Raw genomic sequence first — 16,610 nt, forward strand, 5'->3', positions numbered from 1 at the left:
GTGTAGACACAAAAGCGTTTAAAAAAGGACTTGGCTTATACCCTGGTCCTTTTCTATTGATTAGGGGCTGCTGATTTTTGGTGTACAGCAAAGGCTAGCGGGCCTCAGCGTTATAGCGTGGCTGTTCGTTTCACTACCAAACCGAGTTTGGTCATATTTTTACAGCCCCATAGAAACATACAATGGCTTTGGCAAAAAGACCTTGGCAACAAATTGTAATACTTTTAACTATTTAAACGGCGTGACAACAACTCCATGTCAGATTCTTTAGAACAAGCAAAGCAACAAGTAGCAGAACTTCGCAATACGCTCAATGAGTATAATTATCAGTACTATGTATTGGACGAACCATCGGTTCCCGATGCCGTTTACGATAGGGATATGCAGGCGCTTATCGCGCTTGAAAAAGAATATCCTTCGCTTCAAAGCCCGAACTCTCCCAGTCAAAAAGTAGGAGGCGCAGCGTTATCGGCTTTTGAACAAGTTACTCACGATGTACCTATGCTATCGCTGGATAATGCCTTTGACGAAGAATCATTACTTGCATTCGAAAAACGTTTAAAAGACAGACTTAAAGATTCAACGACGTTAGACTTTAGCTGCGAGCCAAAGTTAGATGGTTTAGCGGTAAGTATTTTATACGAAAATGGTGAATTGGTTCGCGCTGCAACCCGTGGAGACGGCCAGGTAGGCGAAAACATCACGGCTAACGTGCGCACCATCTCGAATGTGCCGTTAACCCTTCGTGGTGGTCATTATCCCGAGCGCGTTGAAGTGCGCGGTGAAGTGTTCATGCCTCGTGAGGGCTTTGCAAAACTCAACGAACATCAAAAAGCGACGAGCGGCAAGGTTTTTGCCAACCCTCGTAATGCTGCGGCCGGTAGTTTGCGTCAACTCGATTCTAAAATTACAGCCAAGCGTCCGTTAATGTTTTATGCCTATTCACTAGGTGTAGTACAACCCGAAAGTTTTGAACTGCCCACAACACACAGCGAACGCCTTATGCAGTTAGGTGATTGGGGGTTGCCGCTGTGCCCTGATATCGATACCGCCAAGGGCGGTAAGGGCTGCTTGGCGTACTACAACCACATTTTGGAAAAGCGCGACAGTTTGCCGTATGACATTGACGGCGTTGTGTTTAAGGTTAACCGTATTGACCTACAAAGTGCCCTTGGCTTTGTGGCACGCGCTCCTCGCTGGGCGATTGCACAGAAGTTTCCTGCACAAGAAGAAGTGACTACGCTACTGGACGTTGAATTTCAGGTGGGAAGGACGGGGGCGATCACGCCGGTCGCCCGCTTAGAGCCTGTGTTTGTAGGTGGAGTAACAGTATCAAATGCTACGCTTCATAATCAGGACGAAATTTCCAGATTAGGCGTTAAAGTTGGCGACACCGTGGTGATCCGTCGTGCCGGTGACGTTATTCCTCAGGTCGTGTCTGTGGTTGAAGCCAATCGCACGGGAAGCGAATATGACATTACTTTCCCATGCCACTGCCCGGTATGTGATTCACAAGTTGAAAAACTGGAAGACGAAGCCGTTGCCCGTTGCACCGGTGGGCTAATTTGTGCCGCGCAACGCAAGCAAGCACTTAAGCATTTTGCCTCGCGTAAAGCCTTCGATATTGATGGTCTGGGCGATAAGCTCGTTGATCAATTAGTTGATGCTGATCTTGTGCACAGCCCTGCGGATTTTTTTACCCTCTCCCTGGGCGATGTCATTGGGCTAGAACGTATGGCCGAAAAGTCAGCCAGCAAGCTGTTGGCTTCACTGGAGGCATCAAAGCAAACTACACTTGCTAAGTTTCTATATGCATTAGGTATTCGTGAGGTAGGTGAAGCTACGGCGGCAAACCTGGCTGCGCATTTTGAGACGTTAGACGCTATTCGTAAAGCCCCTCTTGAAGCGTTGGTCGAAGTGCAGGACGTGGGTGAAGTGGTGGCTACCCACATATTTAATTTCTTTAACGAGTCACATAATACGGATGTTATTGATGCGCTATTAAGCGAAGGCGTTAACTGGCCTGCGATTGAAAAGCCCGATTCGGATAACTTACCCCTTGAAGGCAAAACCTGTGTGATTACCGGCACACTCAGTGAAATGGGGCGTTCTGATGCGAAAGCCCGTCTGCAGTTACTGGGTGCAAAAGTGGCGGGGTCGGTGAGTAAGAACACCGATTTCTTAGTTGCAGGTGAAAAAGCGGGTTCCAAGCTAACTAAAGCGCAAGAACTTGAAGTGGAGGTGTGGGACGAAGCTGCTCTTATTGCTTTTTTATCAGAGTATGAAAAGTAGCTTTTTAGCTAAACCAGTAAGGGAGCTAGGCGTAACGGTTTTCCTGATTGTTTCACTGCTTAGCGCCTATTAATAATTCTACAAAAAAGCCACTTCAGAAAAGTGGCTTTTTTATTAGATAACGCTTTAGCTTTCACGCTGAATGTCGTGTTGCCGTGGTTTCGGTTTTTGTCGAGGGCAAATATTTTTAAAAAACTCAAGGTTTGGTCTTTTGCGTTAATGCGCTTCTTTATTCCGCATTTGTCTGCGTCTCTCCCAGGCCTTTTTCACTTGAAAGCGCCAAACCCAGTTTAAAGAGAAATAACCCGCCAACCCAAATACAACAGAGCAAATACCACAACCAACCAAGAATGCGGGGCCTATGGTGTTTATGCTCTCGACGACCCACTGCCAGCTAAACTGAAACTCAAAGTGCTCAGGTTTGGTCCCAAGTACAGTAGTGCCAACTTTATAAGCGCCATAGAATATGGGCGGGATAGTAAACGGGTTGGTTACCCATACGGTTGCTACAGATAGGGGTAAGTTTGCGCGAAACGGAATTGCTAAACCGGCAGAGAGCCACATTTGAAATGGGACCGGCCAAAACGCAAAGAATAAGCCTATGCCAAATGCACCGGATGCAGAGCGACGGTTTAGGTGCCAAAGATTGGGTTCGTGCAATACGCTACCAAAAATTTTTAAAGCCTTATTTTGCTTAATGCTTTGGTGATCAGGCAGAAAACGTCGAATAAATTTCTTAGGCATAAATATCAATGCATCTCGAAAATAAAATCAAAAAAGACAGAGAAAACGACCGCAAACGGAACCGCGCAACATGAAATTGCGCTACTCACATTTACTCACTGTCAATTGCTACGTAAAAACATGGTCAATCGTATCACAATTTGCTTAAGCTGTTTTTGCGTTGGCGCAATGAGTGCGGTTTTCTGGCAAAAACTTCCAAGTACTCACAGCATGGCATTGATGATTGCGATCCTTGTAACATCCGCAGCAATCATCTTGCTGTTTTCGGTGAAGAAACTCAGCGAGTTTCATGCTTTGCCAGAAGTACTGCTTTGTTGGGCAGTGTGTGGATTACTGTCTGGAGTACTTTGGGTGGCGAGTTTAGGGCATTTTTACTACGCTTGGCAACTGCCTCAAGGGAAAATTCAACAAGATGTCATAATTTCAGGCGAAGTTATGTCTGGGGGATGTGTTTCAAGCTTAGAAAGTGTGCCGGGAGCAGCCTATCAATATGTTGTTGCGATTAAATCGGTCAACGGTGAAAGTACTGCGGCGTATTTAAATGAGGGAGCACTATTCCCCGTGTTCAAACGGCTTTTGACTAGCACCTTTGTGTTTAAAGCGCGTCTTTCTCATAAGCATTACGCATTTAGATACAACATAAATGATCAATCATTTCGTTTTCACAATGCTGTTTTAGGTGAGAAATATCCATCAAAGACGCAGCGACTGGCTAAACCAAAGAACTTTACTTGTTTACACAACGGCGACACGTTTTCCGCTGTTGTTAGGCTTAAACCCGCGTATGGGACTGCGAATCCCGTTGGCGCCAGTCGCCAGCAACAGTTGCTCAGTCAATTTATTCATGCAACCGGATACATCAAATCCATAAATCATAATCAAACACAGCATAACCATTCGGTGCGCCAGGCACTTGCTACTACATTAAAGCAGCAAAACCTGATCAACTATTCATGGTGGCGAGCACTACTATTAGGAGATAAAACAGACTTTACCTTGCACGATTGGACGTTATTACAACGCTCCGGCACTGGGCACATCTTTAGTATATCAGGCATGCATCTTTCGCTTATTGCGGCAGTGAGCTTACTGCTCTTTAATCCAGTTATATTTTTGCTGGCGCACCTTGTTAATGCGCTAGAAAGCGCAAAAGATTGTTTTAACATCAAGATAAATTATAGATATAAGGCAACGTCGCGAAAGCAAAGGGAGCAGTGCAACCAAAAAGTAATCACCACTAAAGCGCCAATTAGAACCACGGTACTCGTATCTCTTGTTGTTGCTTGTTTTCTTTATGCGTTATTAAGTGGGAGTGCTTTACCCGTTGTACGTGCATTAGTACTTTTAACCGTTGGTTGCTTTTTGTCTCTATCGCGTCTTGCCTGGAGGCCAGTGAACATTGCACTGACAATGTTAGCCTTAAATTTACTTTTGTTTCCTTTTTCAATGCTTAGCGCAAGCTTTTACTTGAGCTCGGTGGCGGTGGTGTGCATTTGGTTTTTAGTGGTTATTTGGGGGCTGAAGCGGGCACCATGGTATGTATCGTTATTTAAATTACAAATAGCCCTAACTGTGTTAATAATGCCACTAACCCTAATATGGTTTGGTAGCGCTAGTTTCATTTCAATTATTGCTAATTTAATTGCCTTGCCGGTAATAACCGTACTTTTACCTATTTGTTTGTTATCCCTTCTAAGCCTTCATTTTATCGAGTTCGTCTTTATTCAGCACCTTTCAGGTACGCTAATGCATTACAGCGATGCGTGTTTAGGGTATTTGTTATCGCTTTTAAATAGGCTTAGTGACGTTTCATTCAGCGCAATAGATTTTCATGTAAGTAGTAGCGCGGCACTTTGTTTAGTCGGAGCTTTGTTCGTATTGCTTTTACCAACATGGCGGTATAAGACTCTCTGTGTAGTTCTTCTCTTATTGCCATTAGTAAGCACCATTAAAAAATGGTTACCTAGCAATGAAACCTTGTGGGCATTACACGTGTTTGACGCAGGCCAAGCCAGTGCAATTGCGATTACTAAGGGAGATAGAGCTATCATTATTGATTCTGGCGCGCAATTTAATGGGATTGCCCATACAGCCACGGAACACCTGTTACCTTTTTTAGAAAGTAAGCATGTTGAAAGCATAGATGTCGTTATACACACGCATAGTGATAACGACCACGCTGGAGGCGCCTTAGCTGTTCAACAACATTCTCTTGCAACACATGCGACTTTCTATACGCCTACATTGGGTTGCGAACGAGGAAAGCAACTAGTTTGGCAGAATTTAACAATCAGTTTTTTATGGCCGCTTAAAGGTAATGAACAAGATAATAATGCCATGTCTTGTGTGGTAAAAATTGCAAGTAAATCTAGTAGCGTATTAATTCCCGGTGACATTGAGAAGGCGAGCGAATACGCCCTGATCACGCGTGAAATTAACGAGAGCCGGAAAAATCGGGCGTCATCTTTACGTAGTGCTTCGCTAAATACTTCAAGAACAAGCCCTTCGAAGCTCAGTGCCGACATTCTTGTTGCACCACACCACGGTAGCAAAACGTCATCGACAAACGTTTTTATTGAGCATGTCGCACCCAAGGTGGTTATTTTCACGCAAGGGTTTGAAAACCGCTGGCAGTTTCCCGCCCGCGCTGTGGCTAAGCGTTACGAGCGTTTTGGCGCAACGCAATATTTGACAAGCTATCATGGGTATATAAGAGCAAACTTCGATAACGATTCTTTCTATATTGATACCCAACGAGCAACGTTACAAAATCGCTGGTATTTACCAGGCATTGCGCCGCGTCACCTTAAAGAATAAGCACTATCGCCATCGACTTAAAACAGAGGCTAAAAATAAAAGCTTGCGACGAAACGAAGATGCGCACAAAGCCCTTTAAATAGATATAAAGTGACCACACATTGTTCAGTTAGTTGGCAGACTAACCAATTTCGCCGCTATATTAGTGAATTAGAGCGAGAACGAGTACAATACTTCAAACGCGTTTTTGTTAACGTTTCAAACAGGTTAAAAAAACTACATGCAACAAGCCGACAACTCGGATTATCAAATTAAGCGCTTTTTACAGTATCTTAAAGCGTATAAGGTGCCTTTCGTTTTTGCCATCATTGGTATGATTGGTTATTCCGCGGTAGATACCTTTGTATTTTCCCAGCTTCAGCCAATGATTGACGAATCATTGGGAAAAAACGATCACGACTACCTTCGTTTAGCTGCCTATGCCATTGTGCCGTTGTTCTTGTTACGCGGTATATTTAACTTCTTAGGGAGCTACACGTTAAGCTGGATTGGTGCTCAGGTGGTCATGCGCATGCGCCAGCAATTGTTTGAGAAATACATTCATCTACCGGTGTCGTTTCACGATAATCATGCGGTTGGCGGGCTTATCAGTAAAGTCACTTACGACACAGAGCAAGTGGCGAATGCATCTGGTAAGGCGCTGCTAACATTGGTGAGGGAAGGCGCACTAGTCATCGGTTTGCTGTGTGTGATGTTCTATTACTCATGGCAGCTTTCGCTCATATTTCTTTTAATTGGCCCCATTGTGGCGGTGATTGTTTCTATCGTCAGTAAGCGTTTTCGCGTTGTAAGTAAAAACATTCAACAGTCAATGGGCAACCTAACATCGTCGGTAGAGCAAGCAGTGAAAGGTCACAAAGTTGTGATCATGTTCGGCGGTCAAGAAATAGAGCAAAAGCGTTTCGAGCAGAAAAACAATCACAACCGTCAACAGTCGATGAAGCTGAATGTCACCTCTATTTTGAGCGTGTCTTCAATACAAGTGATAGCGTCAATTGCCCTTGCTGTCGTTCTGTTTATTGCCAGCACGCCGGGCATGCTTGAAAAGCTTACCGCAGGTGTGTTTATTAATGTGGTCTTTTGTATGGTGATGCTGCTTAAACCCCTTAAACAGCTCACTACCATTAATAACCAGTTCCAAAAAGGTATGGCAGCGTGTGCCAGCATTTTTGAAATTCTTGATGAAGCTGACGAGGAAGATAAAGGGAAAACCAAAGTAAAACGCGCAACAGGAAAAATTGAATTTGACGACGTTACGTTCTCTTATCCAAGTAAACAAACGCCCGCCTTATCTAATGTGAGCTTTATTGCAAACCCTGGCCAGTCTATAGCGTTAGTAGGGCGCTCAGGAAGTGGTAAATCGACTATCTCGTCGCTGCTTACGCGCTTTTACGTGCCGCAAGAAGGCCAAATTCGCTTGGACGACACGGCGCTCAATGATATTGATCTTAAGGACTTGCGGGCGCAGTTTGCTGTGGTATCGCAAAACGTTACGCTGTTTAACGATACTATAGCTAACAATATCGCTTACGGTGCGCGTCAAAACGTATCGCGTAAAGACATCGAGAATGCGGCAAAGATGGCGCATGTTGAAGAGTTTTTATCAAACTTGCCTGAAGGGTTAGACACGATTATTGGTGAAAACGGCTTAATGCTTTCGGGTGGTCAACGTCAGCGTATTGCTATTGCGCGCGCGATACTCGCCGACGCCCCCATCCTTATTCTAGACGAAGCGACATCTGCCCTTGATACAGAGTCCGAGCGCTTAATCCAAGATGCATTAGAAACGCTGCAAAAACGATGCACCAGCATTGTTGTGGCGCATCGCTTGTCTACTATCGAAAACGCAGATTGCATTATGGTAGTGGAGCAGGGGCGTATTATTGAAAAAGGTAAACACAATGAATTGCTTGAAAAAGGTGGTCATTACGCGCAACTGCACGCTTTGCAATTTGGTGAGACTAAGTGAGTCTGCCACAAAATAAAACCAGACACGACAAATGGTATTTTGGCCATCCCTTAGTGTGGCTGCTCTCACCGTTTGCGCTGCTGTTTTACTTTGTCTCAGCGATTCGTCGGTTACTTTTTAAAATTGGACTTAAGAAGGTCTTTAAAGCTAATGCTCCCGTTGTCATTGTAGGTAACATATCCGTGGGAGGAAATGGCAAAACGCCTGTTGTACTGGCACTAGCCGACTATTACCAAAATCAAGGCATAAAGGTCGGCATTTTGAGTCGTGGTTATGGCGCTAAATCACCGGTGTATCCGCGATTGGTTAAAGGCGAAGACGACGCGTCTGAAGTAGGTGACGAGCCTCGTTTATTGGCCATTCGAAGCCAATGCGATGTGGTCATCGATCCGGTCCGTGCTCGTGGAGCCGCATATTTAAGTGACGAATTGCATTGTGACTTAATTATCTGTGACGACGGCCTTCAACATTATGCGCTTCATCGTGATGTTGAAGTTGTAGTGATGGATGACAGAAAGGTGGGAAGCGGTTATCTGTTACCAATGGGCCCACTTCGTGAAGGACAATGGCGATTGGGAACCGTTGATGCGCTAGTGCATAATAGCCGTTCAATGCCAACATTCAACCATGCCGTAGCACCTCAATATTTGATGACCTTGGTAGCAGGGGACTTTACCTCAGTACCGAACAGAGCAAGAACTAGTCCTCTAGAAGAGATAAAAAAAGTTCCATGTAGCGCCATAGCTGGAATAGGGGCTCCTCAGCGTTTTTTCTCTCAGCTTAAAAAAATGGGTATACAGCTTTCTACCGCAATGCCACTGAATGATCACCATGCAATAACAGCATTAGATATACCGAGTGGTAGAGTATTGATGACAGAAAAGGACGCCGTAAAAGCAGCGTCCTTTGCTCATCACGACTGTTGGTTTTTACCGGTTACCGCACATTTAGCGCCAGATTTTTTTAATTTAATAAACGTAAAACTTGCTAAGGCAGGTTTAAATATCAACCAAAACGGACAGGAATAATAACAATGGCCTTTGATAAAAAGCTTTTAGAAGTTTTGGCTTGCCCAGTGTGTAAGGGGAAATTAGTTCTGAGTGATGATAGCACTCAGTTGGTGTGTCGATTTGACAGGTTGGCATTTGATATTAAAGATGGCATTCCTGTACTTATTGAAAGTAAAGCAACCGCATTGTCGCTAGACGAGGTTGATGGAACCCGGTAACAAAACGTTAAACTAAGTGATAAATAAGGGCGAAATAAAGTTATGTCATTTATAGTTGTGATCCCCGCTCGATACGGCTCAAGTCGGTTTCCTGGCAAACCCTTAGCGCTTATTGACGGAAAGCCGATGATTCAACACGTCGTTGAACGCGCAAAAGAGGCGGGAGCCGATAACGTTATTGTCGCGACAGACGACGAACGTATTCAAAATGTGGTGCTTGGTTTTGCCCAGGTATGTATGACGTCTGTTGATCATCAATCGGGAACAGAGCGTATAGCCGAGGTTATTGTAAAAGAAGGTATTCAGGGTTCTACTATTGTAGTGAATGTGCAGGGCGACGAGCCATTTATACCTGCTGAGAACATCAGACAGGTTGCAGATAATCTTGCTAATGCACCTCAGTGCCAAATGGCTACACTGTCTACGCCAATTGAACGAGTTGAGGATGTGTTTAATCCGAATATCGTGAAAGTTCTGGTGAACGAAAAGGGGGAGTCTATTTACTTTTCACGGTCTCCTATACCTTTTGAACGCGATCATATGATGGCGAATCCACAATCTGCGAATACACATTTATACAAACGCCATATAGGTATTTATGCCTATCGCGCCGAGTATGTTAAACAATATGTAGCTTATAGACCCAGTTCACTTGAACAAATAGAGTCATTAGAACAGCTTCGAGCTATATGGTATGGCGATAAAATTCACTGTGAGGTAGCGATAGCCCCACCACCAGTTGGTATTGATACACCAGAAGATCTAGAACGCCTTTTAAAGACTATAAAACAATAAGAAATGAGTGCTGAGATAGGGCGGATGCTTTTCAATCACTTTGCTAAGGTCTTATCAAAACAGCCAATTCTTGAAAAAGGTTAGTGAAACCTTTCAAACGCATACACAAAGTAACAAGGGAACCGTTATGAACGTAGTTATTACTGGTGGCAATAGAGGCATAGGTCTTGCGCTTACCAAACAATACAAAGCACGCGGCGCAAAAGTTTATGCTACGTGTCGAAACAGTTGCGACGAGTTAAACAATGCAGGTGTAACCATTATTAACGGTGTCGATGTATCCCAGTCGGAAATGTTGGCAGAGAAACTTGCACCTTTAATGGATGTCAATATAGATTTGCTCATTAATAATGCAGGAGTGCTGGGACGCGAAAGTATTGACGATTGGGACCCAAACACCATCGATTATCAATTTCGGGTTAATGCATTGGGGCCATTGTTAGTGACTCAAACACTATTACCAGCAATAGCGAAAGATGGCAAAATTGCAATGATTACCAGTCGCATGGGTTCAATGGCAGACAATGGTTCGGGCGGCTACTACGGCTACCGAATGTCCAAAGCCGCACTAAATGCGGCAGGGGTGTCCATGGCGAATGATTTAAAGCCAAAGGGGATTGCAGTAGGTATTTTCCATCCTGGATTCGTTCAAACAGAAATGGTGAATGGAGCGGGAGACATTGATGCTGATAGCTGTGCCGAGCGTTTGTCTAAACGTATAGATGAGCTAAATGTAACTAACGCAGGTCGCTTCATCCATTCAAATGGTGATGAGTTGCCTTGGTAGGTTTAATGTTGGCTTGCCACAAACTCAATCAATAATGCATCACACCAAGAGAGCGCTTACGAAAAGCGCTCTTTTACTTTTAAACTACACCTGTCTTTAACTGCACGTGTCCTTAACTACGCCGTTCCAATGCGCCCTAGCTTTAGCGCGTTAAATCATACGTATCAATGATTTGCTTAATAGACCCGTCTTTTAGACGAGCGCTAAGGGCTTGGTTAAACTCAGGAAATAGTGATGCGCACTTTGATTTGGCGGAGATAGCAAAATGTACGTTGTTTGATGATATAGGTGACTGGCTTATTCGCATGCCGTCATTTTCTGGGTCGTTCAAGTGGCTTAGTGCTGCACTTTGTGGTGAAACTGCGTAGTCAGCACGATGTCGACGCATCATTTCATACATTTTGTCGTGGTCTTTAACTTCGATAATATTCAAGTTTGATTTAATGCTATCGAATTTTTCACCTAAGCTTATTCCTCGAGGCATCACACCTATATATTGCGCGAGTGCGTTAAGCGAAAGGTCGGTACCTCGCGTTTGAGAAAATGAAGGGGAAAGCACAACGTAAACCTCTTCTGCTGCAAACGGTGCGGTGATAAGCCATTTTCGACTACGAGCTTCGTTCCAATAGTTTCCCGCCAAAATATCAAGCTCGCCCGCGTCGAGTTTGGATTCTATTCGTTTCCAGGGTAGCCCAGTTTCTATCTTCAGTGTGACACCTAAATCCCGTGCTAGCAGGGTTAGAACGTCAAATGCTATCCCCGTAGCGTTCAACCTTCCTTCAAACTCGTTAAATGCGTAGGGAAACCACTGTTGTGCTCCCGCGGTGTGTAAAGTCTTACACTCTGTGGTGGCTAGTGCTCGGGGAGTGAATACAAAAGTCAAAATGAGCAATATGCCAAATGATAAGATGTGGCGGGAAGAGTGTTTCAATTTGGAGTAGGGTAACATTGCCATATTTTATTCACGTACCACAGAAGATGGCGTTGATTGTATTTCTAGTTTAATTGTTTATAGGGTTTGTTATACATAAAACCCTATCGACTGGCAATTAGCCGATAGGGTTACAAAAATAACGAATAGATGACTTTCGAGTATAGACTGCAGTTAATCGAAAGTTACAGCGCGGGAGCAGCGCCTTCGTCTTCTTCGTCTTGGTCGTCAGACAATACTGCCCATACGTCGTGTTCGTTAGCGTGAATAACTTCAGCCCATACACGATCGCCAGGTTTTACGTCATAAACGCCGTTTAAATGAACCAGACCATCAACTTCCGGTGCGTCTGCATAGGTACGGCCGACTGCACCTTCTGCATCAACGCTGTCGATAACAACTTGATATTCGTTACCGATTCTCGCTTGAAGTCGCGCTGCGCTTATTTCTCCCTGTACTTCCATAAAGCGTGCGAGGCGGGCTTGTTTCACTTCTTCTGGTACTGGGTCGGGGAGGTCATTTGCTCTTGCACCTTCAACAGGGGAATAGGCGAATGCACCAACGCGATCAAGCTGCGCTTCGCGAAGGAAGTCCAATAACTCTTCAAACTCTTCTTCCGTTTCGCCCGGAAAGCCGACGATGAATGTCGAACGAATGACTAATGATGGGCACTGTTCACGCCACTTTTTAACGCGCTCTAGCACGCGCTCAGCACTACCCGGGCGTTTCATTAACTTAAGAATACGTTTGTTGGCGTGTTGAAACGGAATATCCAAGTAAGGAAGGATCTTTCCTTCGTTCATCAGTGGAATTAGGTCATCCACATGCGGGTAAGGGTACACGTAATGTAATCGGACCCAAATGCCCATTTCGCCCAGCTTTTCACACAACTGTTGCATGTGTGCTTTAACCGGCATGCCGTTCCAAAAGCCTGTTCTGTGCTTAACATCAACACCATAGGCGCTAGTGTCTTGTGAAATAACCAATAGCTCTTTGACACCGGCGTCTTTCAAACGCTTAGCTTCATCGAGTACGTTACCCACTGGGCGGCTGACAAGGTCGCCACGCATAGAAGGAATGATACAGAACGTGCAACGGTGGTTACAGCCTTCTGAAATCTTCAAGTAAGCATAATGACGAGGCGTTAATTTTACGCCATGGTCAGGGATCAGATCTTCAAACGGATTGTGCTGGGGTTTTGGAAGATGATCGTGTACTTGCTCTACTACCGTTTCGTAGGCATGAGGCCCCGTGATAGCCAGTACATTTGGGTGAAGCTCTCTAATTTCGTCTTCTTTAACACCTAAACACCCGGTAACGATAACTTTGCCGTTTTCTTTAAGTGCTTCGCCTATGGTGTCTAATGACTCTTCTACCGCCGCGTCAATGAATCCACAGGTGTTAACGATAACCAAGTCGGCATCGTTGTAGGTAGGGACTACGTCATAACCTTCGGTGCGAAGTTGAGTAAGAATACGCTCTGAATCAACTAAGTTCTTAGGGCAACCTAAGCTAACAAAACCAATTCTGCTGCCATTGCTTTGTTGCGAAGGTTTGTTGTCACTTAATACCTTCACTGGCGTTTCTAGCGTGGTGGTTTTATTTACTACTTTGTTTGGATTAAACGTTTCTACTGTCATCTAAAATATCACCTGGAAAATGACTGTGCTTAAAATGGCCGCGGATTATACAGCAAAACACGTTTGTACGCAGTATATATAATTAACGACGAAGATATAAATTTTTAATGCATACTCACAATGCTGCCTTTGGGTTAGACTTAAAAAGAGGAAACAAATTCAAATGGCCACGGGTTTCATTGTTTAAGAAACAAGAAGAAGGTTTAAAAACAGATTGTTCACCCCCACCTCTATCACTTCTCGAAAATAAACACTAACAAAGTTGAACGTGTTTTATGGGTTCAGAATTAAGATCTAAGAAATGGAAACATGCTGAAATTACCGCTAACGTTTTATGATGAGTCAGGACGTATTCTTCCTCCTCGTTGGCTTTACAGTGTGTGTATACTTTTATGCATTGACTGGCTCGCGTTCATATTTTCTCTTGCCTCTCGTACTCAAACCAGTGAATTGCTGGCGTTCTTTTATCCGCAAAAAGAAGCCTTAGGACTGGGGTTAGCGGCAAGTCTACCCGTGTTAATCGCTTTGTCTTTGGTTAGTCAGCGAGATCGCCTGTGGAAGAAAGGCTATTTAGCGTGGCGCAGATGGGTTATTCCACTGGCACAGTTAGGTATACTCGCGCTGTTGAGTGTTCAGCTTTACTACACTATGCATCATCATTGGGGGTTTGAGTATATTACGGGCGTAAAAATCGTATTTTACAGCGTTGCCTTGTACGCTATTTCCAAGAGTCGCCATTTAAAGTGGATGGTAGAGGATTGGGAAACCCCTAATCCCTGAAAATACAGTCTCGTGGATGCATTTTTACACGCATCCAGTTGAATGGTTTTTGAATGAATGCTAAACGGGTGGAAACACTAATGTCTGCGCGAGTGCTTAGCCAATGCTTGTTGATAATAGGAAAATACGCTGATTTGAGTATCATTCACGAGGCGTTCATAGCAAATGCCTGCAAATGCATAAGTATTTTCACCTACCTGAAGAAATACTGCAGGTGCTTTGGGATTGGACTGATCATAAATCCATTGGCCATCTAATTGCGTTTTTAAAATCTCTCCCACATAAGCACCGAAGATATTGCAGATGGTGAACACTGCCTCATCTTCCAGTGCTAAATCGTGGTACCTCTTAACGAATCTAAGTAAGACATCGTCTACCAGCGCTACGCTAGCCGGGGAATGGTCGAGTACAATATCAAACTCATCAGCTGCCGTTACTACAGCATCCTTTGCACTGTCTGCCATCAATTTGTTGAGTTCATCAGGTGACATTTTATTCTCCTTCTCGCCGATACCTACGGAATAACAAGCTAACGCTTAAAAAGTCGTAAAGACAAGGTGTTATAAGTTTTTGAGTATTGTTCGCAAGTTATCTGCAAAGTCTATTTTTGTCCAGTTATTCTATTAATGACACTTGCAGCGGCGAACATTCCAAACGTGGCTGTTACCGTGACTACAGCACCAAATCCGCCTGCACAATCAAGGCGGGTGCCGCCTTCCAACGCAGATTTATTGTAGCAAACCGAGCCGTCTGGCTGAGGATAGCGCAGCTGCTCAGTTGAATAAATGCACTCTACACCAAAGCGGCGTTTAGGGTTTTTACTGAAGTTGTAATTACGTCGAAGTTCACTGCGTAGTTTAGCCGCGAGGGGATCTTGCGTTGTCTTCGCTAAGTCGCCTTTAGTAACTTGAGTTGGGTCTATCTGCCCCCCCGCACCGCCAACCGTGATAATGGGGATTTTGTTTCGTTTACAATGCGCAATCATCGCCGCTTTAGCTCGAATACTGTCTGTCGCATCGACCACAGCGTGCATTTCTTTGGTTAGAAGTGTGGCTGTATTATCTGGGGTGACAAAATCTTCAATACAGTTCACTTTGCAAGCTGGATTTATCAAGTGAATTCTTGATGCAATGGCGTCGACCTTCGCTTCTCCTATGGTATTGGAAAGTGCGTGAATTTGTCGATTTGTATTAGTTACGCAAACATCATCAAGATCAATAAGTGTAATAGTACCAATGCCCGAACGTGCCAATGCCTCGGCAGTCCAACTTCCTACACCGCCTATGCCGACAACGGCCACATGACTATTGGCTAAATTATGGGTTTGTTGTGCGCCATACAAACGCACAATACCGCCTAAACGTGGATCATCAGACATGTTTCACTTCACTTAAAAATAAACTAACTCAAAGGCGCGTGTTTACGCAAAAACGTGCAAACACGCTAGCAGGGCGCGCATCATCTCAAAAGTGAACACTAAAGATCAACACACTCCAGTTTTTTCGAATAATAAATCCGTTTTTACGCGACATACGTTCTACCCAGTACATGCTTAAATGAATTTATTGTTTAATGAAGTAATAAAAAAGGGGGCAGGCATATGGGCTTACTCGTCGATGGTAAATGGCAAGACAAGTGGTACGACACCAGCAAGAATGGTGGGAAGTTTGAGCGCCAAGCCTCAAAATTTCGTGACAAAGTCAGTAATGAAGATGACTCGACGTTTCCTGCTGAATCAGGCCGCTATCACCTTTATGTGTCGTTAGCTTGTCCTTGGGCGCATAGGGCACTTATATTTAGAAAATTAAAGGGATTGGAAGCGCATATTGATGTTTCGGTGGTTCATCCTGAGATGCTTGATAATGGGTGGGAATTTAAAAGCTACCCGGGGGCAACGGGGGATAAGCTTTATGACTTTGATTATGCGCATCAAATGTACACCAAGGCGGAACCTGAGATTACTTCGCGTGTTACCGTTCCAATACTATGGGATAAACAAACCGAAACCATCGTTAATAATGAGTCAGCTGAAATTATTCGTATTTTTAATAGTGGGTTTAACTCACTCACTGATAATGACGATGATTACTATCCTGAAGCGTTACGCAATGAAATCGATACCATTAACAATATGGTGTATCACGATATTAACAACGGCGTGTATAAGGCAGGATTTGCTACCACACAAGAAGCTTATGAAGAGGCAGTCACTGCCTTATTTGACTCATTGGATAGGGTTGAGGAAAGATTGAGTAAACAGCGTTATTTGGTTGGTAGCAAAATTACAGAAGCTGACTGGCGCTTATTTACTACGCTAATACGTTTTGATGCTGTTTATCACGGGCACTTCAAGTGCAATAAAAAGCGAATTGCAGACTATCCAAATATATACGGTTATATGAAAGAGCTTTATCAGGTGCCGGGTGTTGGTGAAACGGTTAACTTCGAGCATATCAAAAGGCACTACTATTTCAGTCACACCATGATTAACCCAACGCAGGTTATTCCCGTGGGACCGGAGCAAGATCTTATGTCATCTCATGGTCGCGATAAAATCGGACGTTAAAAAATCAAAAGGTCAGTAATTTTAGAGGCTGAACGCGAAGTTCGTAGAATTGATTGAAAGC

At 44.1% G+C, this 16,610-nt stretch carries 14 protein-coding genes; 9 read left to right on the plus strand and 5 right to left on the minus strand.

The genetic code is table 11. The features are described from left to right. Positions 1-255 precede the first annotated feature (255 nt). The gene (ligA, locus tag V7R42_RS12315; protein WP_334020547.1) at positions 256-2,292 is read left to right on the plus strand and encodes an NAD-dependent DNA ligase LigA; all 2,037 of its coding nucleotides are present in this window, start codon (positions 256-258) and stop codon (positions 2,290-2,292) included. Between the two features lie 216 nt (positions 2,293-2,508). Here ligA and V7R42_RS12320 read toward each other — a convergent pair whose 3' ends face one another. Then, on the minus strand, positions 2,509-3,036 hold the full coding sequence (locus V7R42_RS12320) for a DUF2062 domain-containing protein (RefSeq protein ID WP_334020548.1): 528 nt from the start codon (positions 3,034-3,036) through the stop codon (positions 2,509-2,511). 210 nt (positions 3,037-3,246) lie between these two features. Here V7R42_RS12320 and V7R42_RS12325 point away from each other — a divergent pair, with 210 nt between their 5' ends. The 6 genes from V7R42_RS12325 to V7R42_RS12350 all read left to right on the plus strand — a co-directional run bounded on the left by V7R42_RS12325 (position 3,247) and on the right by V7R42_RS12350 (position 10,632). After that, on the plus strand, positions 3,247-5,853 hold the full coding sequence (locus V7R42_RS12325) for a ComEC/Rec2 family competence protein (protein WP_438823654.1): 2,607 nt from the start codon (positions 3,247-3,249) through the stop codon (positions 5,851-5,853). A gap of 220 nt (positions 5,854-6,073) precedes the next feature. Then, complete coding sequence (msbA, locus tag V7R42_RS12330) at positions 6,074-7,822, plus strand: lipid A export permease/ATP-binding protein MsbA (protein ID WP_334020550.1); 1,749 nt, start codon at positions 6,074-6,076, stop codon at positions 7,820-7,822. Continuing rightward, positions 7,819-8,850, plus strand: coding sequence for a tetraacyldisaccharide 4'-kinase (lpxK, locus tag V7R42_RS12335; protein ID WP_334020551.1), 1,032 nt, complete (start codon positions 7,819-7,821; stop codon positions 8,848-8,850). Before msbA ends, lpxK begins: the two co-directional genes overlap by 4 nt. Positions 8,851-8,855: 5 nt before the next feature. Beyond that, the gene (locus tag V7R42_RS12340; protein ID WP_334020552.1) at positions 8,856-9,050 is read left to right on the plus strand and encodes a Trm112 family protein; all 195 of its coding nucleotides are present in this window, start codon (positions 8,856-8,858) and stop codon (positions 9,048-9,050) included. 42 nt (positions 9,051-9,092) lie between these two features. Beyond that, positions 9,093-9,845: a 3-deoxy-manno-octulosonate cytidylyltransferase gene (gene kdsB, locus V7R42_RS12345; RefSeq protein WP_334020553.1), complete on the plus strand. Its 753-nt coding sequence runs from the start codon at positions 9,093-9,095 to the stop codon at positions 9,843-9,845. A gap of 127 nt (positions 9,846-9,972) precedes the next feature. Then, positions 9,973-10,632, plus strand: a complete 660-nt coding sequence (locus V7R42_RS12350; RefSeq protein WP_334020555.1) for an SDR family oxidoreductase — start codon at positions 9,973-9,975, stop codon at positions 10,630-10,632. A 142-nt stretch (positions 10,633-10,774) separates the two neighbouring features. Here V7R42_RS12350 and V7R42_RS12355 read toward each other — a convergent pair whose 3' ends face one another. Continuing rightward, positions 10,775-11,515 carry a substrate-binding periplasmic protein gene (locus tag V7R42_RS12355; RefSeq protein WP_334020556.1) on the minus strand — a complete coding sequence of 247 codons (741 nt, stop codon included), beginning with the start codon at positions 11,513-11,515 and terminating at the stop codon, positions 10,775-10,777. A 233-nt stretch (positions 11,516-11,748) separates the two neighbouring features. Further along, entirely contained in the window at positions 11,749-13,203 is a 1,455-nt protein-coding gene (gene rimO / locus V7R42_RS12360) for a 30S ribosomal protein S12 methylthiotransferase RimO (RefSeq protein ID WP_334020557.1), read from the minus strand. 309 nt (positions 13,204-13,512) lie between these two features. Here rimO and V7R42_RS12365 point away from each other — a divergent pair, with 309 nt between their 5' ends. Continuing rightward, positions 13,513-13,983 (plus strand): DUF2919 family protein, encoded by a 471-nt coding sequence (locus tag V7R42_RS12365; protein ID WP_334020559.1) that lies wholly within the window; start codon positions 13,513-13,515, stop codon positions 13,981-13,983. A 77-nt stretch (positions 13,984-14,060) separates the two neighbouring features. Here the strand turns inward: V7R42_RS12365 and V7R42_RS12370 are convergent, their stop codons facing one another. Together V7R42_RS12370 and tcdA are read right to left on the minus strand one after the other, a co-directional pair. Beyond that, positions 14,061-14,474: a hypothetical protein gene (locus tag V7R42_RS12370; protein WP_334020560.1), complete on the minus strand. Its 414-nt coding sequence runs from the start codon at positions 14,472-14,474 to the stop codon at positions 14,061-14,063. 110 nt (positions 14,475-14,584) lie between these two features. After that, positions 14,585-15,361, minus strand: coding sequence for a tRNA cyclic N6-threonylcarbamoyladenosine(37) synthase TcdA (gene tcdA / locus V7R42_RS12375; RefSeq protein WP_334020561.1), 777 nt, complete (start codon positions 15,359-15,361; stop codon positions 14,585-14,587). A gap of 222 nt (positions 15,362-15,583) precedes the next feature. Here tcdA and V7R42_RS12380 point away from each other — a divergent pair, with 222 nt between their 5' ends. Continuing rightward, the gene (locus tag V7R42_RS12380; protein WP_334020562.1) at positions 15,584-16,549 is read left to right on the plus strand and encodes a glutathione S-transferase family protein; all 966 of its coding nucleotides are present in this window, start codon (positions 15,584-15,586) and stop codon (positions 16,547-16,549) included. The last annotated feature ends 61 nt before the right edge of the window (positions 16,550-16,610 follow it).

This window comes from Alteromonas sp. S015 (assembly GCF_036864485.1).
GTDB lineage: Bacteria > Pseudomonadota > Gammaproteobacteria > Enterobacterales > Alteromonadaceae > Alteromonas.

Excerpts from the sequence above, each read along its gene's own strand:
- ligA (WP_334020547.1), top strand. The coding sequence starts at position 256 with ATGTCAGATTCTTTAGAACAAGCAAAGCAACAAGTAGCAGAACTTCGC.
- V7R42_RS12320 (WP_334020548.1), bottom strand. The coding sequence starts at position 3,036 with ATGCCTAAGAAATTTATTCGACGTTTTCTGCCTGATCACCAAAGCATT.
- V7R42_RS12325 (WP_438823654.1), top strand. The coding sequence starts at position 3,247 with ATGGCATTGATGATTGCGATCCTTGTAACATCCGCAGCAATCATCTTG.
- msbA (WP_334020550.1), top strand. The coding sequence starts at position 6,074 with ATGCAACAAGCCGACAACTCGGATTATCAAATTAAGCGCTTTTTACAG.
- V7R42_RS12340 (WP_334020552.1), top strand. The coding sequence starts at position 8,856 with ATGGCCTTTGATAAAAAGCTTTTAGAAGTTTTGGCTTGCCCAGTGTGT.
- kdsB (WP_334020553.1), top strand. The coding sequence starts at position 9,093 with ATGTCATTTATAGTTGTGATCCCCGCTCGATACGGCTCAAGTCGGTTT.
- V7R42_RS12350 (WP_334020555.1), top strand. The coding sequence starts at position 9,973 with ATGAACGTAGTTATTACTGGTGGCAATAGAGGCATAGGTCTTGCGCTT.
- rimO (WP_334020557.1), bottom strand. The coding sequence starts at position 13,203 with ATGACAGTAGAAACGTTTAATCCAAACAAAGTAGTAAATAAAACCACC.
- V7R42_RS12365 (WP_334020559.1), top strand. The coding sequence starts at position 13,513 with ATGCTGAAATTACCGCTAACGTTTTATGATGAGTCAGGACGTATTCTT.
- V7R42_RS12370 (WP_334020560.1), bottom strand. The coding sequence starts at position 14,474 with ATGTCACCTGATGAACTCAACAAATTGATGGCAGACAGTGCAAAGGAT.
- tcdA (WP_334020561.1), bottom strand. The coding sequence starts at position 15,361 with ATGTCTGATGATCCACGTTTAGGCGGTATTGTGCGTTTGTATGGCGCA.
- V7R42_RS12380 (WP_334020562.1), top strand. The coding sequence starts at position 15,584 with ATGGGCTTACTCGTCGATGGTAAATGGCAAGACAAGTGGTACGACACC.